This is a genomic window from Nonomuraea sp. NPDC003804 (assembly GCF_040610675.1).
In the GTDB taxonomy this organism is placed as follows: Bacteria; Actinomycetota; Actinomycetes; order Streptosporangiales; family Streptosporangiaceae; genus Nonomuraea.
In genome coordinates, this window is record NZ_JBEXMT010000001.1 from 154,168 (window position 1) to 174,194 (window position 20,027).

The following is a 20,027-nucleotide window of genomic DNA, read 5'->3' on the forward strand; positions in this document are numbered from 1 at the left end:
CGGCGCTCAACGGGTCTCGGTGATTTCCGGCCCTCTCGTGAACGGGTCGAGACCGGCTTCCTGGGTGCCAGGCGCGGCGTGCCGGTCGCCGGGAATGCGCAGCAGGATGGGCTCTTCGGGAGCCATGGGCTCCTCGCCGCGGACCACGACGACGTCGCGGATGACGGTCTCGAACGGCCCGGCCGCGGCGGCGTCGACGGCGGCCTTGCCGTTGATCACCGCGCGCAGGAACCAGCGCGGGCCGTCGATGCCCACGTAGCGGACCGGCTGGGCGCCGCCTTCGGCGGGGATGGTGCCGACGAGCTCGGGGCCGAACGGGCCCTCGGTCGTCTCGACCGCGCCGCCCGCCTCCTTCACGCTGGCGGCCAGCTTGGTCCTGACCTCCTCCCACAGCCCGCCCCGCTTGGGCGCGGCGAAGGCGTGCAGTTGCAGGGCGCTGTCGCCCTGGATGACCACCACGCCGATCGGCTGGTCGCCGGCCACCGCGATCTGCACGTCGAAGCCAGAGCCGATGTTGACGCGCATGCCGCCGAGATCGACGCGGTCGGCCTCGGGGTGCGGCTCGTCGGCGTCCCACGGGCCCGATTCGCGTATGTCCTGCGGCTGCTGGACGGCCGCCTCGGCGGCAGCCTGCTCGGGCTGCTCACGCCTGCGACGTCGGAACACTGTCGATCACTCCCTATCTGCCCGTGGAACCGAAGCCGTTGTCCCCGCGCACGGAGCCGGGCAGCCGCTCGACCTCGTAGAAGGTGGCCCGCTCGACCCGCTGGACGACCAGCTGGGCGATGCGGTCGCCGCGGCGCAGCCGGACCGGCTCCTTGGTGTCGGTGTTGAGAAGCGTCACCTTGATCTCGCCCCGGTAGCCGGCGTCGACGGTGCCCGGCGCGTTGACGAGCGTGACGCCGTGCCTGGCGGCCAGACCGGACCGTGGGTGCACGAAGGCGGCGTAGCCGTCGGGCAGCGCGATCGCCACGCCGGTGCCGACCAGTGCCCGCTCGCCCGGCAGCAGCTCGACGTCCGCCGCGGCCACCAGATCCGCCCCCGCGTCGCCCGGGTGGGCGTAGCTCGGCGCCGGCAGGTCGGGGTCGAGGCGGTGAATGAGCACCTCTACGGTCATGCGGTCTCCTCGCTACACCCCAACGTACGCGTCATGAGGCATGAGACTACCCCTTGGACTGCTCGGATTCCTTCTCCGCGGGCGGCTGCGGCGATGGTGGCGTCTCCGCCGTCGGGGGCGGCGGCTTCTCCGCCGGTGGCAGCGCGCGGGTCTCGTGCCGGAGCTCGGGGAGCGCCCGGTAGATGACCGCCGCGACGGGTACGGCCACGGCCGCCCCCGCGATGCCGCCGAGGATGCCGCCCACGGCCAGCACGATGATGATCGCCAGAGGGTGGAAGTTGAGCGCCCGCCCCACGATGAGCGGCTGCAGCACGTGGTTTTCCAGCTGCTGCTCGACGATGAGCACCGCCAGGAAGATCAGCGCCTTGAGCGGGCTGGTGGTGCCGAGAGTGACCAGCGTGGCCACCGTGCCGGCGATGAAGATGCCGATGATGGGGATGAAGCTGGCCAGGAAGATGAGGATGGCCAGCGGCGCCCACAGCGGCACGCCGAGCCCGGCCAGCACGATGCCCATGAGCAGGCCGTGGACGGCGGCGACGGCCACCGTGCCCTGCACGTAGTGGGAGACGGTGGTCCACGCGGCCCGGCCCGCCCGGTCGACGCGCGAGGACATCCCGCCGAAGCCCTTGAGGAACCACGACCAGATCCGGTCGCCGTCCTTGAGCAGGAAGAAGGTCACGAACAGCATGAGCACGATCGAGGCGAGCACCTCGATGGCGACCTGCCCCGCGGTCAGCACGGTGTTGGTGAGGGCGGCCTGCGAGGTCTTCAGCTGGTTGGTGATGGTCTGGACCCAGTCGTCGAGCTGCTTGGTGTCGAGGTGGATGGGTCCGGTCACCAGCCAGTCGCGCAGCTCGTTGATCGATTTCTGCACCTGGTCGACCACGGTCGGGAACTCGTCGCTGGCCCTGGCCCCGATGAGCCAGCCCGCGCCGACCAGGACGGCGAGCGCGATCAGCAGCGTGATCCAGGTGGCGTAGATGGGCCGCAGACCCGCACGGGTCAGCCTGCTGGTCAGCGGAAAGAGCAGCGCGGTCAGCAACAGCGCGATCGCCACCGGCAGTGCCACGAAGCTGAGCCTGGCCACTATCGAGGCGAAGACGTAGACGACCACGCCGACGACGATCAGACACGCACTCCAGGCGGCCATCTTGGCCACGACGGGAGGTACCAGCTGGGTTGGGCGGTCGGAGAACACATGTTCAAGACTGGCATGTCACCGGCCCGAACGCGCGCGGTTATCGCCGTCGACGAAAGATCCGGGGGTACGGCGCGGGCCGTACCCCCGCAAATCACGCCAGTTCGACGGAGACGGTCAGCTCCTCGGCCGGCTCCAGCACGAACTCGTCGACGTTGCCGGAGCCGCACAGGTCGTCGGCGCCCTGGCGGACCAGCCCGGCCTGCGGCGTGCCGACGGTGAGCCTGGCGATCTCGGCGCGCATCGACACCTTGGCCTCTGACTTGGCCTTGCGGACCTGCCGCAGCACCTCCGACACCTCCGCCAGCAGCGCGGGGTCGCCCTGGCCTGGCTCGGCCACGGGCCACGAGGCGCGGTGGACCGACCCGTCACGCCACCACGACCACACCTCTTCGGTGACGAACGGCAGGAACGGCGCGAACAGCCGCAGCTGCACGTCGAGCGCCTGCCTGAGCGCGGCGTGCGCGGAGGAGGCCGCCGCGTCGCCGTCGTAGGCGCGGGCCTTGACCAGCTCGAGGTAGTCGTCGCAGAAGGACCAGAAGAAGCGCTCGGCCACCTCCAGGGCCCGCGCGTAGTCGTAGCCCTCGAAGGCGTCGGTGGCCTCACGCACCGTCTGCGCCAGCGCGGCCAGCATCGACAGGTCGAGCGGCTCGGTGACCCGGTCTCCCTCGGGGAAGCCGAGCACGAACTTCGACGCGTTGAGGATCTTGATCGCCAGCCGGCGGCCGATCTTCATCTGGCCGGTGTCGAAGGCGGTGTCGGTGCCGGGACGGCCGCCCGCCGCCCAGTAGCGGACGGCGTCGGAGCCGTACTCCTCCAGCATCGCCATGGGCGTGGTGGCGTTGCCCTTGGACTTCGACATCTTCTTGCGGTCGGGATCGAGGATCCAGCCCGAGATCGCCACGTTCCTGAACGGCAGCGAGTCGAACTCCTGGTGGGCGCGGACCACCGTGGAGAACAGCCAGGTGCGGATGATCTCGTGGGCCTGGGGCCGCAGGTCCATCGGGAAGACCCGCGCGAACAGGTCGGGGTCCTGCTCCCAGCCGCCGACGATCTCCGGCGACAGCGACGAGGTGGCCCAGGTGTCCATGACGTCGGTGTCGCCGACGAACCCGCCCGGCACGCCGCGCTGGTCCTCGGTGTAGCCGGGCGGCACGTCGGAGGAGGGGTCGACGGGCAGCGTGTCCTCGGCCGGCAGGATCAGCGCCCCGGTGTCGACCTCGTACCAGACGGGGAACGGCACGCCGAAGAAACGCTGGCGGGAGATCAGCCAGTCGCCCGCCAGGCCCTTGACCCAGTTGTCGTAGCGCACCCGCATGTGCGGCGGGTGCCAGACCAGCTCGGCGCCCCTGGCCAGCAGCCGCTCGCGCAGCTCGGCGTCGCGCCCGCCGTTGCGGATGTACCACTGGCGGGTGGTGACGATCTCGAGGGGCTTGTCGCCCTTCTCGTAGAACTTCACCGGGCGGCTGACGGGGCGGGGCTCGCCGGCGAGGTCGCCGGAGGCGCGCAGCATCTCGACGATCCGCTCGCGGGCGCTGTGGACGGTCTTGCCCGCCAGCTCCTTGTACGGCTCGGCCTCCACGCCGTCCGGCGGCTCGGGCAGCAGCCTGCCGTCCCAGCCGATGACGGGCCTGGTGGGCAGGTTGAGCTCGCGCCACCAGGTGACGTCGGTGACGTCGCCGAAGGTGCAGATCATCGCGATGCCGGAGCCCTTGTCGGGCTCGGCCAGGTGGTGGGCCAGGACCGGCACCTCGGCGCCGAACAGCGGCGACAGCACGCTGGTGCCGAACAGGCGCTGGTAGCGCTCGTCGTCGGGGTGGGCGACGAGGGCGACGCAGGCCGGGATCAGCTCGGGCCTGGTGGTCTCGATCCAGACCGGGCCCTGGTCACCGTAGAAGGAGACGCGGTGGAAGGCGCCCGGCCACTCCCTGTCCTCCAGCTCGGCCTGGGCGACGGCGGTGCGGAAGGTGACGTCCCACAGCGTCGGCGCCTCGGCCTGGTAGGCCTCGCCCCTGGCCAGGTTGCGCAGGAAGGCGCGCTGGGAGGCGGCGCGGGAGGCGCCGTCGATGGTGGCGTAGGTCAGGCTCCAGTCGACCGACAGGCCCAGCCGCCGCCACAGGTGCTCGAAGGCCTTCTCGTCCTCCAGGGTGAGCCGCTCGCACAGCTCGACGAAGTTGCGCCGGGAGATGCTGATCTGCTGCTTGCCCGGCTTGTCGGGCGGCCGGAAGGAGGGGTCGTAGGGCACGGAGGCGTCGCAGCGCACCCCGAAGTGGTTCTGCACCCTGCGCTCGGTCGGCAGGCCGTTATCGTCCCACCCCATGGGGTAGAAGACCTCGCGCCCGCGCATCCGCTGGTAACGGGCGATGGTGTCGGTGTGGGTGTAGGAGAAGACGTGTCCGACGTGGAGCGAGCCGGAGACGGTCGGCGGCGGGGTGTCGATGGAGTAGATCTGTTCCCGCGTCTTCGACCGGTCGAAGCGGTAGACGCCGTCGGAGTCCCAGCGCTCTACCCATACCTGCTCCAGGCCGTCGAGAGTGGGTTTCTCGGGCATGGGCACAGGGCGTGATCGCTGAGTCATGCCTCCAAATGGTACGCGGCGAAGGCGAATAGGGTTGCACACATGAAGACAGAGGAGAAGCCCGACCTGGCGTGGCGGGTGATCGGCGGCCTGGTGGGTCTAGCCACCGCCTGGGCGGCCAAGAAGCTGCTCGGCTACGCCTGGGTGAAGGTGACCGGCAAGCAGCCGCCCGTCGACACCGAGTCCGACGAGGTCGGCATGGCCGAGGCGATCGGCTACGCGGTGGTGATGGGCGTGGGCATGCAGGTCGCCCAGATCGTGGTCAACAAGACCGCGAAGAAGCGCTACCTGGCCTGGAAGTCGCTCAAGACTCCAGAGCAGTGAGGAACTCGCTCGCCCAGCGGTCGACGTCGTAGGTAGACACCCGCCGGCGCAGCGCGCGCATCCGACGGGCCACCTCGTGCGGGGTGGCCCGCATGGCGGTCATCATCGTCCGCTTGAGCCCCTCGACGTCGTAGGGGTTGACCAGGTAGGCCTGCCGCAGCTCGTCGGCGGCGCCGGCGAACTCGCTCAGCACCAGCGCCCCGCGCAGGTCGTGGTGGCAGGAGACGTACTCCTTGGCCACCAGGTTCATCCCGTCGCGCAGCGGCGTCACGACCATCACGTCGGCCGCCAGGTAGAGGGCGGCCAGCTCGTCGCGGTCGTGCGACTGGTGGAAGTACTGGATCGGCTGGTGGCCGAGCAGGGAGTGCTCGCCGTTGATCCTGCCCACCTGCAGCTCGATGTCGTCGCGGAGCCTGCGGTACTCCTCAACACGTTCCCTGCTCGGTGTGGCGATCTGGACGAACACCGCCTCGCCCGGGCTGACCTGGCCCTCGCCCAGCAGCTCGCCGAAGGCCTCCAGGCGCTGGCCGATGCCCTTGGTGTAGTCGAGCCGGTCGACGCCCAGCAGCACGTGCTCGGGGTCGCCGAGTTCGGCGCGGATCTCCTTGGCGCGCTGCACGATGTGCTGCTCGCGGACCAGGACGTCGAGTTCGGAGAAGTCGACCGAGATGGGGAAGGCCTGCGCGGTGACGACGCGGTCGCCGACGTAGACCTCGTTGCTCTTGTACGACAGCCCGAGCAGGCGGCGGCACAGCCTGATGAAGTTGGAGGCGCCGCCCGGCAGCTGGAAGCCGACCAGGTCGGCGCCGAGCAGGCCCTCCAGCAGTTCGGTACGCCACGGCAGGCGCCAGAACAACTCGACCGGCGGGAAGGGGATGTGCAGGAAGAAGCCGATGCGCAGGTCGGGCCGGCGCTCACGGAGCATGGCGGGTACGAGCTGCAGCTGGTAGTCCTGGATCCAGACGACCGCCCCCTCCGCCGCGGTCGCGGCGGCCGCGTCGGCGAAGCGCTCGTTGACCCGCCGGTAGGCCTCCCACATGGGGCGCTCGAAGACGGGTGTGGCGACCACGTCGTGGTAGAGAGGCCAGAGGGTGGCGTTGGAGAAGCCCTCGTAGTAGAGCTCGACCTCCTCGGCCGACAGCGGGACCGGGATCAGGCTCATGCCTTCGTGCTCGAACGGCCGCAGGTGCTCGTCCGGCGCGCCGTGCCAGCCGAGCCAGGCGCCCTGGCGGCGCTGCATGACGGGCGCGATGGCCGTGACGAGCCCGCCGGGGCTCCGGCGCCATGAGGCCGTGCCGTCGGGTTCCGTCGTCCTGTCCACCGGCAACCGGTTGGCGACGATCAGGAACGAGCTGCGGCCGGTCACGCATGTCCTCCTGGGAGTCGAGGGTCCGCAGACCCATACCCCGGACGTGCACAAAGAAACACAAATCGGTCAACTGTCCCAGATGTAAAATCCTTTCCCCGTCTTGCGGCCCAGCTCCCCTCTGGCCACCATCGCCCGCAGCAGGGCGGGCGGCTCGAAGCGGGCACCGAGCCTGGCGTGCAGGTACACGGCGATGGCCAGCCGTACGTCGAGGCCGACCAGATCGCCGAGCCGGAGCGGGCCCATGGGGTGGTTGTAGCCGAGGGTCATGGCGGTGTCGATGTCCTCGGCGCCGGCGACGCCCTCCTCGACCATGCGGATGGCCTCCAGGCCGAGAAGCACGCCGAGGCGGCTGGTGGCGAAGCCGGGCGAGTCGTTGACCACCACGCCCGTCTTGCCCAGCGCCTCGACGTGCCGCCGGGCCGCGGCCAGCACCGCGGGCGGCGTGTGCGGGGTGACGACGATCTCGACCAGGCGCTGGACCGGGACGGGGTTGAAGAAGTGCAGGCCGATCAGCCGGTGCGGGTCGCGCAGCGCGGCCGACAGCTCACTGACGGACAGCGAGCTGGTGTTGGTGGCCAGCAGCGCCTGCGGCCCGACGCGCGCCTCGGCCTCGGCCAGGACCTCGGCCTTGAGCTTCGGGTCCTCCGGCACCGCCTCGATCACCAGGTCGGCCGTCTCGGGCACCGGGCCGAGAGACAGCCGCCGCAGCGCCTCGGCGGCGCGCACGTCCAGCTGCCGGGACTCGGCCGTCCGCAGCCCCTTGGCGATGCGCTCGGCGGCCGCCCCTGCCGCGCGGTCGTCGGCCTCCTGGACGGTCACCAGCGCGCCGGTGGCGAGGAAGACCTGGGCGATGCCGGCGCCCATGCGACCGCCGCCGATCACCGCGACCCGCACACTCATCTCACGCCGCCGGGTCAGGCGTGCCGACGCGACTGGACGACGAAGAACCGGCCCGCCACGTACCCCGGATCGGTGAGCGAGGCGGTGGCGGCCGGATTGGCCCCGGTGCCGTGGTAGTCGCTGAAGGCCGCCGACTGGTTGACGAACACCCCGCCGGTCAGGTTGCACGACAGGTTGACCCCCGCGTCGAGCGCCGCCCGCTCGGCCGCCTCGAGCACCTGAGCGGAGGTGGAGTACACCGAGGCGGTCAGCGCGCCGCGGGCCGAGATCGTCCGCCGCAGCACGGCCAGGGACTCCTCGGTGGACCCCGTGGCGATGACGAAGGCGATCGGGCCGAAGTGCTCGCGCCCGTAGATCTCCTCGTCGGCCTGGGAGAGCTTGACGATCACCGGGGTGCGCACGGTCGCCTCGGGGAAGGACGGGTGGGTCACCGCCCTGGACTCCAGGACGACCTCGCCGAGGGAGGGCGCCGCCTCCAGCCTGCCCAGCACGCCCGCGTTGACGATCGCGCCGGTGAACTCGACGGCCCTGGTGTCGTCGCCGAGCAGCCGCGTGACGGCGCCGGCCAGGTCGGCGGCCACCTCGGCGAAGCTCTTGTGACCCGCCTCGGTCTCGATGCCGCCGGAGGGGATGAGGATGTTCTGCGGCGCCGTGCACATCTGGCCGCTGTAGAGCGACAGCGAGAAGGCGATGTTGCCGAGCATGCCCCGGTAGGAGTCGGTGGAGTCGACGACGATCGGGTTGACCCCGGCCTTCTCGGTGTGCACGAGCGCCTGGGTGGCGTTGCGCTCCAGCCAGTCGCCGTACTCGGTGGAGCCGGTGAAGTCGACGATCCGCACGTCGGGATGAGTGGCGAGCTGGGTGGCCAGGCCCTGACCCTCCTCGGCGGCGAGCGTGACGAGGTTGGGGTCGAAGCCGGCCTCCTCCAGCACCTGCCTGGCGACGGCCACGGTGATGGCCAGCGGCAGGATCGCGCCAGGGTGCGGCTTGACGATGACCGGGTTGCCGGTGACCAGCGAGGCGAACAGCCCCGGGTAGGCGTTCCAGGTGGGGAAGGTGTTGCAGCCGATGACCAGGCTGACGCCGCGCGGCACGACGGTGAACGTCTTGTCCATGACCAGCGGATCACCCTTGCCGGGCTTCTCCCACCGCGCGTGGGGCCGGGCGGCGGTCATGGCGGCCAGGCCGTAGGCGACGGCCTCGAGCCCGCGGTCCTGCGCGTGGGGCCCGCCGGCCTGGAAGGCCATGACGAACGCCTGCCCGGTGGTGTGCTGGACGGCGTTGGCGATCTCGAAGCTGCGCTGGTTGATCCGGTGCAGGATTTCGGCGCAGACCTGCGCGCGCACCTGCGGGCCCGCGTCGCGCCAGGCGGGCATCGCGGCTCCGGCGACGTCGACGAGCTGCTCGGGCGACGGCTCCGGATAGGTCACCCCCAGCTCCATCCCGTACGGCGAGCGCTCGGCGCCGATCCACAGGCCGGTGCCCGGCTGGTCGAGCGGGAAGGGCTTGCCCAGGTAGGACTCGAAGGCCTCCTTGCCCCGCTCGGCCGCGTCCTCGCCGTAGACCCGGGGGCTCGGCGACTCGGGGTAGGCGCTCCAGTAGCCCCGCTCGGCGATGGCCTCCATGGCCCGGCTGAGCGTCTGCCTGTGCTGGTCGAACATGGTCGCCCCTCCCTTGACAGGACCTGCGGACGATGATGTGTTTACCGAACATTCGGTCAGCTGACAAGGGAGACATCCGTGTCGCGCCGGCGTGTCCGCGCCTGCGGGAGGAGGAGCCATGATCTCGTCGGACGAGCTGGCCGCGCTGCAGCTGGAGCGGCTGCGATGGACCCTCGACCACGCCTACCGCAACGTCGCGCTGTACCGGGAGAAGTTCGACGCGGCGGGGGTCCATCCGGCTGACTGCAAGAAGCTGGACGACCTGGCCATGTTCCCCTTCACCACCAAGGACGACCTTCGGTCCCGCTACCCGTTCGGCATGTTCGCGGTGCCGCGCGAGCAGGTGGCGCGCATCCACGCCTCCAGCGGCACGACCGGAAGGCCCACCGTGGTGGGCTACACCAGGCGCGACATCGACACCTGGGCCGACGTCATGGCCAGGTCGCTCAGGGCGGCCGGCGGCAGGCCCGGCGACATCGTGCACGTCGCCTACGGCTACGGGCTGTTCACCGGCGGGCTCGGCGCGCACTACGGCGCCGAGCGGCTCGGCTGCACGGTGGTGCCGGTCTCCGGGGGCATGACGCCCCGCCAGGTCCAGCTCATCACCGACTTCCGGCCCGACGTCATCATGGTGACGCCGTCGTACATGCTGGCGCTGCTGGAGGAGTTCGAGGCGCAGGGGCTCGACCCGCGCGCGACCTCGCTGCGGGTCGGCCTGTTCGGCGCCGAGCCGTGGACGGAGGAGATGCGCGCCGAGATCGAGGACGCCTTCGGCCTGGACGCCGTCGACATCTACGGCCTGTCGGAGGTCATCGGCCCCGGCGTGGCCCAGGAGTGCGTGGAGACCAAGGACGGCCTGCACATCTGGGAGGACCACTTCTATCCCGAGATCGTCGACACGGACGCCTCCGGCAGGGGCGAGCTGGTCTTCACCTCGCTCACCAAGGAGGCCATGCCCGTCATCCGCTACCGCACCCACGACCTGACCCGCCTGCTGCCCGGTACGGCGATGCCCGCCTTCCGGCGGATGGAGAAGGTGCGGGGCCGTACCGACGACATGATCATCCTGCGCGGCGTCAACGTCTTCCCCACGCAGATCGAGGAGATCGTGCTGCGCACGCCGGGCCTGTCGCCGCACTTCCTGATCGAGCTGAGCAGGCCTGGCCGCCTCGACGTGATGACGGTCCGGGTGGAGGCCGCCCCGGGAGCCGGGGGCGCCGGCGAGGCGCTCGCCAGGACGGTCAAGGACACCGTCGGCGTGACGATCGCGGTCGAGCTCGTGGCGCAGGGGACGCTGGCCAGGTCGGCGGGAAAGCTCCAGCGCGTAGTGGACCTTCGGGATAATTAGCCCATGACCACCACTCCGACCCGTCAGCGCGGGCGCGGGCACGACCCCGAGTCCGTCCTGCACACGGCCGTGACGGTGTTCAACGAGCGCGGCTACGACGGCACCAGCATGGAGGACCTCGCCCGCGCCCTCGGGATGACCAAGTCGGCGATCTACTACCACGTGCCGGGCAAGGAGCAGCTGCTCGCCCGGGCCCTCGACCGGGCGCTGGACGGCCTGTTCACGATGATCGCCGACCCCATGGCCACCTCGGGCCCCGCGATCGCGCGGCTGGAGTGGGTGGTCCGGCGCAGCGTGTCGATCCTCGTCGAACGCCTGCCGTACGTGACACTGTTGCTGAGGGTGCGCGGCAACAGCGCCACCGAGCAGCAGGCGCTCGAGTGGCGGAGGAAGTTCGACAGGTTCGTCAGCCACCTGGTGAAGGAGGCCGCGGCGGAGGGGCACATCAGACCGGACGTGGATCCCGCGCTGGTGACACGGCTGCTGTTCGGCACGGTCAACTCGATCACCGAGTGGTACCAGCCGTCACGCGGCGGATCGGCCGACGAGCTGGCCGAGGCGATCCTGACGATCGCCTTCGACGGGTTGCGCACCCGCTGACGCGGACCCAGGGGCGCGACGGGGGAAGGGCCACGCCACCTGGGCGCGGATCAGCTCTCGAGCTCGGCGTCGGCGGCGGGCCGCGGCAGGGCCGACCCCTTGATGCGCAGGTCGGCGCGGATCGCCGCGCCGAGTCGCCTGGTCGCGGCCCGGTTGAGCGCGCCACCGGCCACGGCTCCGGTCAGGAACGGGCCGAACGTCGTCAGGTGCCGTCCGAGGGTCCGCATCAGCCTGTTGCGGAGCGCCGTCTTCGCGGCCCCGCCCAGCGCGAGCGTGACCGAGGCGGGGGCGAGGGGGTCGATGCCGCGTTGCTTGGACCACGCCACGGTGAAGGCGACGGCCCGCTGGGTGCCCGTGCCCGGCACCTCGACGCCGTAGACCTGGTGGAGCTCGGCCAGCAGCTTGACCTCGATCGCGGCCACCAGGATGGTCTCGGCGACCAGCTGGGCGGGCGCCGACAGCAGCAGCGGGGGCGCGGCGAACTCGGCGGCGGCCAGTGCCCCGCCGATCGCGCCGATCGTCATCGTCGCCTTCTGCGCGGTGCGGACGAGATCGTCGGCCAGTTGTTCGCCGGTGAGGCCGTGGTGGTGGTCGGACAGGGTCGCGAGGTCTCGGATGGGGATGCGCGGTGCGATCTTCAGGAAGACCTCGGCCAGCCACCTGCCCCGGCCGACGCCCGAGGCCTGCGCCTTCCTGGCTCCCTCGGACAGTGCCGCGCCGAGGCGGCCGAGCAGCCTGCGCCGCTCGGCGCTCTTCAGCTCACCGGGCCGCACCAGGCGGCCGACGAGCTCGCCTACCTCGTTGTCGAGGTCCGCGGCCTCGTGTTCGCGATCCTCGTCCACGGTGGAGGCAGCGGACGACTCTGCGACCGTCGGGTCGTTCACAGGGTCGTCCCGCTCCTCATTCCTGGATGACACGATGAGGTGCCCTCTCCGTCAGGCGGCGCACTCCTTGCAGACCTGCTGCCCGTTCCTCTCGGAGGCCAGCTGGCTGCGGTGGTGCACAAGGAAGCACCGCGAGCAGGTGAACTCGTCGGCCTGGCGAGGGATCACCCGCAGGGACAGCTCCTCGTTCGACAGGTCAGCACCGGGCAGCTCCAGCGACTCGGCGAGGTCGGTCTCGTCGATGTCGATGCTGCCGGACGACTTGTCAGTGCGCCGCGCCTGGAGTTCCTGGAGGCTGTCCTCCCCCAGGTCGTCGTCGGTCTTGCGCGGGCTGTCGTAGTCGGTTGCCATTGTGCTCGCTCCATCCCCCTCATCTATGGTCTCGCGCTCGTCGCGCGTGTCTAACGTCCGAGAGGCCCATCTTGTGCCCGATTCCTCCGGGAGATTTGTGCATCGGTACCCCGAAGGAACGGCTGCTGAACCTCCCGACACGTTGGGGCGTGCTACCAACGGCCCGTGGTTAGCCAAATATGGCGAAACACACAGCATTGGCGGCATGCACCACCGTGTTCGACGGCACATCCAACCACATGTACGGCGCGAACGAGACTCCCCCGTCAGATCAACACGCCGGACTAGCGCCCGGGAAGTCGAATGGTCACGACAAGTCCTCCGCCGTCGCGCGGCACCGCGGCCACGTTTCCGCCGTGCGCCTGCACGACCGCGCGGACGATGGACAGGCCGAGACCCGAGCCTTTCGCCGAGTCCACGCGGTCGGCGTGGAGCCGTCTGAAGGGCTCGAACAGGCTGTTGACCTCGTACGCCGGGACATGCTGTCCCGTGTTGGCCACCTGAACAACCAGTGCCCCGTCCACCATTCCCGTCCGGATCCAGACTTTTCCGTTTTCTGGGATGTTGTATTTGACGGCGTTCTCGAGCAGGTTGCTGATGGAGCGTTCTAGCAGGACGGGGTCGCCCAGCGTCGGCGCGGCCGACAGCTCGGTGGTGACGGTGACGCCGTGCTCGGCCGCGAAGGGCGCCAGCTGCTCCACGGCCGTCGTCGCGACCTCCTTGACGTCGACCGGCTTGCGCACGCGCAGCTCGCGCTCGCTCCTGGCCAGCAGCAGCAGGCCCTCGATCAGCTTCTCGTTGCGGGCGTTGACCTCCAGGAGGGTACGGCCCAGCGCCTTGAGGTCCTCGGACGCCTCGGGGTCGGACAGCGCGATCTCCAGCACCGTCCTGTTGATGGTCAGCGGCGTGCGCAGCTCGTGCGAGGCGTTGGCGACGAACCTGCGCTGGGTGTCGAAGGCGATGTTGAGCCTGGTCAGCATCGCGTCGAAGGTGTCGGCCAGCTCCTTCAGCTCGTCCTGCGGACCCTTGAGGTCGATGCGCTGGTGGGCGAGGTTGCTCTCGGACAGCTTCTTGGCCGTCGCGGTCATCTGCGTCACGGGACGCAGCGCCCGGTCGGCCACGAAGTAGCCGAGGATCAGCGCCAGGATGCCGACCCCGATCAACACCATGATCGACTGCCTGATCAGGTTCTCCAGGATCAGGTTGATGTTGTTGTTCATCAACAGCTGGGACTGGTCGTTCAGGGACTCGGCCAGCCCTTCCGGCGCCCACTGCGGCAGCTTCAGGGTGAAGGAGAAGCCCTGGTGCAGCACCGCGCTGACGATCAGGTACATCACCGCGAGCAGGAAGGCGCCCGCGGCGAAGAACAGCGCGCTGTAGGTGAGGGTGAGCCGCCAGCGGATGCTCACCCTGTCGCGCATCACCCTGATGCGCTCGGCCATCGTCTCCTCGGCCGCCGGCTGGATGGGCGGCGGGCCGTCCCACGCCTCCTCCTGCGGCGGCCGCTGCCCGTCCCTGTCCCCGTCCCCCTGGCCCAGCTGCTCCACCCGCGTCCGTGTCATGCTCGCCCGCTCCGAGTGCGGGCTGATCATCGGATGGGTGGGGACCGCCGGGCGGTCCTGCTCGTCGCTCACAACTTGTATCCCACTCCCGGGACGGTCTCGATCACCTGCGGCTCACCGAGCTTCTTGCGCAGCGTCATCATGGTGACGCGCACGACGTTGGTGAACGGGTCGATGTTCTCGTCCCACGCCTTGTCCAGCAGGTCCTCCTGGCTGACCACGGCGCCGTCGGCGCGCAGCAGCTCCTCCAGGACCGCGAACTCCTTCTTCGTCAGCTGGATCTCCCTGCCGTCGCGCTCCACCAGGCGCTTGCCGGGGTCCAGCCGTACCCCCGAACGTTCCAGCACCGGCGGCAGGGCGGGCGCCGACCTGCGGCCGAGGGCACGCACCCGGGCCACCAGCTCGATGAACACGAACGGCTTGGCCAGGTAGTCGTCGGCGCCGAGGCCGAGGCCCTCCACCTTGTCGTCGACGTCGCCCGCGGCGGTCAGCATGAGGATGCGGGAGGCGCTGCGGTCGGCGACCAGCCGGCGGGCCACCTCGTCGCCGTGGACCACCGGCAGGTCCCTGTCCAGCACGATCACGTCGTAGTCGATGTAGGAGGTCTTCTCCAGCGCCGTTCCGCCGTCGTAGGCCACGTCCACGGCCATGGCCTCACGACGCAACCCCGTCGCGATCGCGTCGGCGAGCACCCGCTCGTCCTCCACCACAAGCACCCGCACGGCTGCCGGCCCCTCTCCCTGCTCCTCGATGTGGCTTCATTGTCCCCACATCCCTGATAAACGCACGGTAAGCCATGTTCGGCGGCAGCGTGACGCAGGGCACACGCGATCGGAGGTTTCGGACCGCGGCCGGGGTGGGTACACCCGGCAGACACTCATCGCCGCGTGCCGTGGAACCCCCATGACCGCACGCGCCGCCCCCGAGATGCATGTGAGAGAGAAGGTGAGATGGGCGAGTTCACGATCACGATCGAACGCCGCCTCTGCCAGGCCTACAAGGGTCTCGACGAGGCGAGGTCCGTCGGCGACGACTACCTCGCCGACACCCTCACCGCGGAGATCGAGGACCTGCGCCGCCTGGCCGACGACCACGGCGTCCCCTTGCCGCGCTGAACCCCACCCGCACGCGTGACGGCCGGAGCCCGTAGGCTCCGGCCGTCGTCGTGTCCCGGGGTGCGCCGCACCCCACCGGTCAGGCGTCGCGCTCGGGATCGAGCGGCACGAGCAGGTCGTGCAGTTCCTCGAACAGCCCCTGCGCGGCGCAGATCGTGAGCTCGCCGCCGGCCGGCCTGCCGTGCAGGCCGCCGACCCTGGCCCCCGCCTCGGTGGCGATCAGCCCGGCCGCGGCGTGGTCCCAGTAGTTGATGCCGCGCTCGTAGTAGGCGTCCACCCGGCCCGCCGCCACCGAGCACAGGTCGATCGCGCACGAACCGCCCCGCCTGATGTCGCGTACGGCGGGCAGCACGGCCGCCACGATCTGCCCCTGCACCCTGCGCCGTGCGGCGTCGTAGCCGAACCCGGTCGCCACCAGCGCCCGCGCCAGCGGCACCCCGCTGTTGCAGCGCAGCCGCTCCTGCGCGAGCCCGTCCTTGTGCAGGACGGCCCCGCCGCCGAGGGAGGCGCTGAACAGCTCGCCGCGCGGCGCCACGTTGACGGCTCCCGCGACGATCCTGCCGTCCACCTCGACGGCGATGGAGACCGCCCACTCGGGCAGGCCGTACAGGAAGTTGACGGTGCCGTCGATGGGATCGACGACCCACCGCACGCCGCTGGAGCCCGGGGTGTCGCCGCCCTCCTCCCCGAGGATCATGTCGTCGGGCCTGGCCTGCCTGATCCTGGCCCTGATGAGTTCCTCCGAGGCCCGGTCGAGCGCGGTGACCACGTCGGTGGGGCTCGACTTGGTCTGCACGACCTCGGGGTTGCTCGGCCGCTTGACCAGCAGCATGTCGCCCGCCTCGCGGGCGATGTCCGTGGCCAGTGCCGCGAAGTCGGTCATCTACGCCACCGACTCGGGGCGCTTCCACTCCTGGCCGAGCACGTGCTGAGCGAGGAAGGCGAGCACCGTCTCGTACCAGGCGACGGCGTTCCCTGGCTTGAGGATCCAGTGGTTCTCATCGGGGAAGTAGAGGAACTTCGACTCGACGTCGCTGCGCTGCAGGTCCCACCACAGGCGCAGCGCCTCGCCGATCGGCACCCGGTAGTCCCTGTCGCCGTGGACGACCAGCATCGGCGTGCTGATCCGGTCGAGGGCCACGTGCGGGGACAGCTTGCCGTACCGCTCGGAGCCGGGCGCGCCGAACTCCCGCTGCCAGTACATGGAGGCGTCGGTGGTGCCGGCGAACTGGTCGAGGTTCCACAGCGAGGCGTGGGTGACGATCGCGCGGTAGCGGTCGGAGTGCCCGGCCACCCAGTTGGCCATGTAGCCGCCGAAGGAGCCGCCCATCGCGCCCAGTCGGGTCTCGTCGATCTCGGGCAGCTTGAGCGCCTCGTCGACGATGGAGTCGAGGTCGGCCAGCGTGCGCGGGCCCCAGTCGCCCCAGCCGCGGTCGATCATGTGCTGGCCGTAGCCGGTGGACAGGGCGGGGTCGGGCATGAGGACGGCGTAGCCGTGCTCGGCCATGATCCACGGGTTCCACCGCCACGACCAGTCGTTCCAGGAGGCGACCGGGCCGCCGTGGATCCACAGCAGGAACGGGGCCGGGTTCTCGGCCGAGGCGTCCCTGGGCAGCACCAGCCAGCCGCGGATCTCCTGCCCGTCGTCGGCCACGGCCGTCAGCTCGGTGAGCGTGCCGGGCAGCTCCAACGCGGGGGCGGGCGAGGGCAGCTCGACGACCTCGCCGGTGGCGGTGTCGATCCTGGCCGGGGTGGCGGGGGCGTGGTAGCCGCTGCGCAGGACGTACAGGAAGCGGCCGTCCGCGGAGGCGTTGAGCGCCAGGTAGGCGGCGTCGTCGGCGGTGAGCCGCGTGACGGCGCCGTCGAGGGAGACGCGGAAGACCGGGCGGCGGCCCTGGTGGTCGGCCGCGAGGTAGACGGCCGTGGAGTCGGCCGCCCACGCCAGGTCGGTGGGGAACAGGTCGTCGGCGTGGACCCTGCCCTCGCCCGTGGCGATCTCGCCGATCCACAGCTCGGAGCGGGCCGAGACGTCGAGCGCGGTGTGGCGGCTGCGCGAGCAGGCCACGCGGGCGCCGTCGGGCGAGATCCGCAGCGGCCCCTCGAAGTCGTGGTCGTCGGCGGCGAACAGGGTGCGCCGCTCGCCGGTGGCCACGTCGATCGCGACCACCTCGATCCGCTGCTGGCCCGCGCCGGTCGGCACCGCCCAGGTGCTCAGGACCGTGGCGCCGTCGGGGGTGAGGGCGAAGTCCAGGTGGTCGCCGAGGGAACTGCCGGAGTCGGGGGTCAGATCCCGCACGTCCTCCAGCCGGTCGGCGCCGAGCCTGCCGGCGAACAGGCGGGTACGGCCGGGGCCGAGGTCGTGGTCCCAGTAGCGGACGGGGTATCCCTCGTGCAGGATCGCGCTGATCCCTGCGTCCTTGCGGGCCTTGCGCCGCTCCTCGTCGGCGGCCTCGTCGCCGGGCAGCACGTCGGAGGCGAAGACGACCACGTCGCCCGCCGTCCTGGCCGCGGCGATACCGCCGGGGCGGGCGGCCACCTGGCGGGCCTCGCCGCCGGCGCGCGGCAGCAGCCAGAGGGCGGGCACCTCCTCGTCGGCGTCCTTGACGGTCGGATCGGGACGGCGTGAGGTGAACAGCACGTCACCCGCCGAGGTGAACTCGGTGCCGGTCTCTCCCTTGGCGCTCCTGGTGAGACGGTACGGCTCGCCGTCCACGGGGATGGCCCACAGCGCGGTGCCGTACGACTTGCCGTCGGGATTGAGCGACTGGACGGCGCTGACGAGCCGGGATCCGTCCGGCGACAGCTTCAGCGAGAGAACTCGGGGGATGGCAACGTAGTCTCGAATATCCTTGAATGAGCTCACGTCACGAACCTACATCGTGGTCCGCCTAGGCTTACCGGCGTGGGGAACTACGACGCGCTGCTGCTGCTGTCCTTCGGCGGTCCCGAGGGGCCCGACGACGTGATGCCGTTCCTGGAGAACGTCGTGCGGGGCCGGGGGGTGCCGCGCGAGCGGCTGCTCGAGGTGGCCGAGCACTACCAGTCCTTCGGCGGGGTCAGCCCGATCAACCAGCAGAACCGCGACCTGATGGCGGCCCTGCGCCCGGAGCTGGACGTGCCGGTCTACTGGGGCAACCGCAACTGGCGGCCGTTCGGCGAGGACACGGTCAAGCAGATGAAGGCCGACGGGGTCAGGAAGGCGGCGGTCTTCGCCACCTCGGCCTTCGCCGGCTACTCCAGTTGCCGGCAGTACTACGAGGACATCCGGCGCATCTCCCTCGAGGGCGGGCCCGAGCTGGTCAAGATGCGCCACTTCGGCGACCATCCGGGGTTCGTGGCCGCGCTGGCCGACCACACCAGGCAGGCGCTCGACCGGCTGGGCCGCGACGACGCCAGGCTGGTGTTCACCGCGCACAGCATCCCCGTCTCCATGGCCGAGACGGCGGGCCCCTCCGGCGGGCTCTACGAGGCGCAGCTGCGCAGGTCGGCCGAGCTGGTCAACCAGGCGCTCGGCCGCGACGAGCCGTGGGATCTGGTGTGGCAGTCGCGCAGCGGCCCGCCGCAGGTGCCGTGGCTGGAGCCGGACGTGCTCGACCACCTGCGCAAGACGAACGCGCCCGCCGTGGTGCTGGTGCCGATCGGTTTCGTCTCCGACCACATGGAGGTCGTCTTCGACCTCGACGTCGAGGCCCGGCAGCTGGCCGCCGATCTGGGGCTGCCGCTGGAGCGGGCGGCGACGGCGGGCACGCATCCGCGTTTCGTACGCATGGTGCGCGAACTGATGGACGAGCCGGAGCCGGTGGCGTGCCCGCTGACCTGCTGCCCGGCGCCCGTGCGGCGCCCCTCGTAGACCGGGGCCGGCGGGGTCAGGCGGGGCGGGGTCAGGTGTAGGCGCGGGCGTAGGCGTCGGCCAGGCCGAGGACCTTGTTCACGTAGTCCCAGGAGTGGTTGTAGAACCACACCGCCTTGCGCAGCTTCTGCCCGCCCTGGCCGGCGCCGTTGGCGCACAGGTAGTTGGCCGCGCCCGGCACCGCGTCGTAGGGGCTCCAGATGTCCCTGCGGCCGTCGCCGTCGCCGTCGACGCCGTAGGCCTTCCAGGTGGCGGGCATGAACTGCATCGGGCCGAGGGCGCCGGCGCTCGACGGGCCGTTGTTGCGCCCGTGGGAGCTCTCCACCTGGCCGATGGCGGCCAGCACGGTCCACGACAGGCCGGGGCAGCGGGTGGCGGCCGACTTGTAGAGGTCCAGGTAGCTGCCCTGCCGTACCACCTGCTTCTGCGGCCGGGGCCGGGCGGGGGCGCGGCCGATGGTGACCACCTGGGTGTCCTTGCCCAGCAGCCGGCGCACGCCCGCCTCGCGGATCTTGCCCTCCTTGCCGTGCAGGAGGACGGCCACGCCCTGCATGAGGCCGAGGCTGCGGCCGACCTCGGCGCTGACGACGCCGTCCACGCCGGGCAGGCCGAGCGTGGCGGAGGCGGCCACGCGCAGTCTCGGGCCGCCGTCGATCTGGTAGGTGGCGCCGAGGACCAGGCCGAACCTGCGGGCGGCGGAGGTGTCGGCGACCAGCTCGCCCCTGGCCAGCGCGCTCCACACCTCCGGCTGGTCGGCGACCGCCTGCGGGGTCCACGAGCGGTACTCGGCGGGGTCGACGGCCAGGAGGTTGACGCCGGTGCCGGAGATCCTGACCGAGCCCGCGTCCACCACGATCACCTTCTGCACGTGCTTGAGGCCGCCGAGGGCCAGGCGGGTGTCCTTGGGCACCGTGGCCCGGGCGATGCCCAGCACGCGCGGCGGCGTGACCGAGACCCCCGGGCCGCCCTGCCCGAACTCCTTGACCGGCACCAGCTGGTCGAGCCGCGGGGTCTCCTCCTTGAGGACGACGGGCGGGGCGGGATCGGCGCCCTTCTTCTTCTCCTCGCTCATCGTGAACGCGAACGCGCCCGCGGCGCCCACCGACACCACGACGGCGAGAACGATCATGAGTCCCCGGACAGAGGGAAGAGCAGACACCTGCGCCACGT

Annotated in this window: 19 protein-coding genes; 5 read left to right on the forward strand and 14 right to left on the reverse strand. The window is 71.0% G+C overall.

The window, feature by feature from the left end:
• Nucleotides 1–6: 6 nt before the first annotated feature.
• The 4 genes from ABZX22_RS00730 to valS form a co-directional block, all read right to left on the reverse strand.
• Nucleotides 7–666 carry a DUF3710 domain-containing protein gene (locus ABZX22_RS00730; RefSeq protein WP_354904503.1) on the reverse strand — a complete coding sequence of 220 codons (660 nt, stop codon included), beginning with the start codon at nt 664–666 and terminating at the stop codon, nt 7–9.
• A 13-nt stretch (nt 667–679) separates the two neighbouring features.
• Nucleotides 680–1,117 (reverse strand): dUTP diphosphatase, encoded by a 438-nt coding sequence (gene dut / locus ABZX22_RS00735; RefSeq protein WP_354904506.1) that lies wholly within the window; start codon nt 1,115–1,117, stop codon nt 680–682.
• Nucleotides 1,118–1,163: 46 nt separating this feature from the next.
• A complete protein-coding gene (locus ABZX22_RS00740; RefSeq protein ID WP_354904508.1) occupies nt 1,164–2,315 on the reverse strand; it encodes an AI-2E family transporter in 1,152 nt (383 codons plus the stop codon).
• Nucleotides 2,316–2,409: 94 nt separating this feature from the next.
• Entirely contained in the window at nt 2,410–4,893 is a 2,484-nt protein-coding gene (gene valS / locus ABZX22_RS00745; protein ID WP_354904510.1) for a valine--tRNA ligase, read from the reverse strand.
• A 42-nt stretch (nt 4,894–4,935) separates the two neighbouring features.
• Between valS and ABZX22_RS00750 the strand changes: the two genes are divergently transcribed.
• Complete coding sequence (locus ABZX22_RS00750; protein ID WP_354904512.1) at nt 4,936–5,217, forward strand: DUF4235 domain-containing protein; 282 nt, start codon at nt 4,936–4,938, stop codon at nt 5,215–5,217.
• On the opposite strand, the gene ABZX22_RS00755 is transcribed toward ABZX22_RS00750, so the two are convergent.
• From ABZX22_RS00755 to paaN, 3 genes are all read right to left on the reverse strand, one after another.
• Nucleotides 5,198–6,583: a trehalose-6-phosphate synthase gene (locus tag ABZX22_RS00755; protein ID WP_354904514.1), complete on the reverse strand. Its 1,386-nt coding sequence runs from the start codon at nt 6,581–6,583 to the stop codon at nt 5,198–5,200. The two genes, ABZX22_RS00750 and ABZX22_RS00755, sit on opposite strands and share 20 nt — an antisense overlap.
• A gap of 69 nt (nt 6,584–6,652) precedes the next feature.
• A complete protein-coding gene (locus ABZX22_RS00760) occupies nt 6,653–7,486 on the reverse strand; it encodes a 3-hydroxyacyl-CoA dehydrogenase family protein (RefSeq protein WP_354904516.1) in 834 nt (277 codons plus the stop codon).
• A 14-nt stretch (nt 7,487–7,500) separates the two neighbouring features.
• Entirely contained in the window at nt 7,501–9,147 is a 1,647-nt protein-coding gene (gene paaN / locus ABZX22_RS00765; protein WP_354904518.1) for a phenylacetic acid degradation protein PaaN, read from the reverse strand.
• Nucleotides 9,148–9,265: 118 nt separating this feature from the next.
• On the opposite strand from paaN, the gene paaK reads away from it, so the two are divergent.
• Nucleotides 9,266–10,495: a phenylacetate--CoA ligase PaaK gene (gene paaK, locus ABZX22_RS00770; protein ID WP_354904520.1), complete on the forward strand. Its 1,230-nt coding sequence runs from the start codon at nt 9,266–9,268 to the stop codon at nt 10,493–10,495.
• 3 nt (nt 10,496–10,498) lie between these two features.
• Nucleotides 10,499–11,095, forward strand: coding sequence for a TetR/AcrR family transcriptional regulator (locus tag ABZX22_RS00775; RefSeq protein ID WP_354904522.1), 597 nt, complete (start codon nt 10,499–10,501; stop codon nt 11,093–11,095).
• Between the two features lie 50 nt (nt 11,096–11,145).
• Here the strand turns inward: ABZX22_RS00775 and ABZX22_RS00780 are convergent, their stop codons facing one another.
• From ABZX22_RS00780 to ABZX22_RS00795, 4 genes are all read right to left on the reverse strand, one after another.
• The gene (locus ABZX22_RS00780) at nt 11,146–11,979 is read right to left on the reverse strand and encodes a hypothetical protein (RefSeq protein WP_354904524.1); all 834 of its coding nucleotides are present in this window, start codon (nt 11,977–11,979) and stop codon (nt 11,146–11,148) included.
• Between the two features lie 51 nt (nt 11,980–12,030).
• Entirely contained in the window at nt 12,031–12,330 is a 300-nt protein-coding gene (locus tag ABZX22_RS00785) for a DUF4193 domain-containing protein (protein ID WP_354904527.1), read from the reverse strand.
• A 284-nt stretch (nt 12,331–12,614) separates the two neighbouring features.
• The gene (locus tag ABZX22_RS00790; protein ID WP_354904529.1) at nt 12,615–13,964 is read right to left on the reverse strand and encodes a HAMP domain-containing sensor histidine kinase; all 1,350 of its coding nucleotides are present in this window, start codon (nt 13,962–13,964) and stop codon (nt 12,615–12,617) included.
• Nucleotides 13,961–14,614 carry a response regulator transcription factor gene (locus ABZX22_RS00795; RefSeq protein WP_354904531.1) on the reverse strand — a complete coding sequence of 218 codons (654 nt, stop codon included), beginning with the start codon at nt 14,612–14,614 and terminating at the stop codon, nt 13,961–13,963. The genes ABZX22_RS00790 and ABZX22_RS00795 overlap by 4 nt, the downstream gene beginning before the upstream one ends.
• Nucleotides 14,615–14,842: 228 nt before the next feature.
• Between ABZX22_RS00795 and ABZX22_RS00800 the strand changes: the two genes are divergently transcribed.
• Complete coding sequence (locus ABZX22_RS00800) at nt 14,843–15,007, forward strand: hypothetical protein (protein ID WP_354904533.1); 165 nt, start codon at nt 14,843–14,845, stop codon at nt 15,005–15,007.
• 79 nt (nt 15,008–15,086) lie between these two features.
• Here ABZX22_RS00800 and ABZX22_RS00805 read toward each other — a convergent pair whose 3' ends face one another.
• Nucleotides 15,087–15,890 (reverse strand): inositol monophosphatase family protein, encoded by an 804-nt coding sequence (locus tag ABZX22_RS00805; RefSeq protein ID WP_354904535.1) that lies wholly within the window; start codon nt 15,888–15,890, stop codon nt 15,087–15,089.
• Nucleotides 15,891–17,870 carry a S9 family peptidase gene (locus ABZX22_RS00810; protein WP_354904537.1) on the reverse strand — a complete coding sequence of 660 codons (1,980 nt, stop codon included), beginning with the start codon at nt 17,868–17,870 and terminating at the stop codon, nt 15,891–15,893.
• Between the two features lie 39 nt (nt 17,871–17,909).
• Between ABZX22_RS00810 and ABZX22_RS00815 the strand changes: the two genes are divergently transcribed.
• The gene (locus ABZX22_RS00815; protein ID WP_354904539.1) at nt 17,910–18,857 is read left to right on the forward strand and encodes a ferrochelatase; all 948 of its coding nucleotides are present in this window, start codon (nt 17,910–17,912) and stop codon (nt 18,855–18,857) included.
• Nucleotides 18,858–18,888: 31 nt separating this feature from the next.
• Here ABZX22_RS00815 and ABZX22_RS00820 read toward each other — a convergent pair whose 3' ends face one another.
• On the reverse strand, nt 18,889–19,986 hold the full coding sequence (locus ABZX22_RS00820; protein ID WP_354904541.1) for a lytic transglycosylase domain-containing protein: 1,098 nt from the start codon (nt 19,984–19,986) through the stop codon (nt 18,889–18,891).
• Between the last annotated feature and the right edge of the window lie 41 nt (nt 19,987–20,027).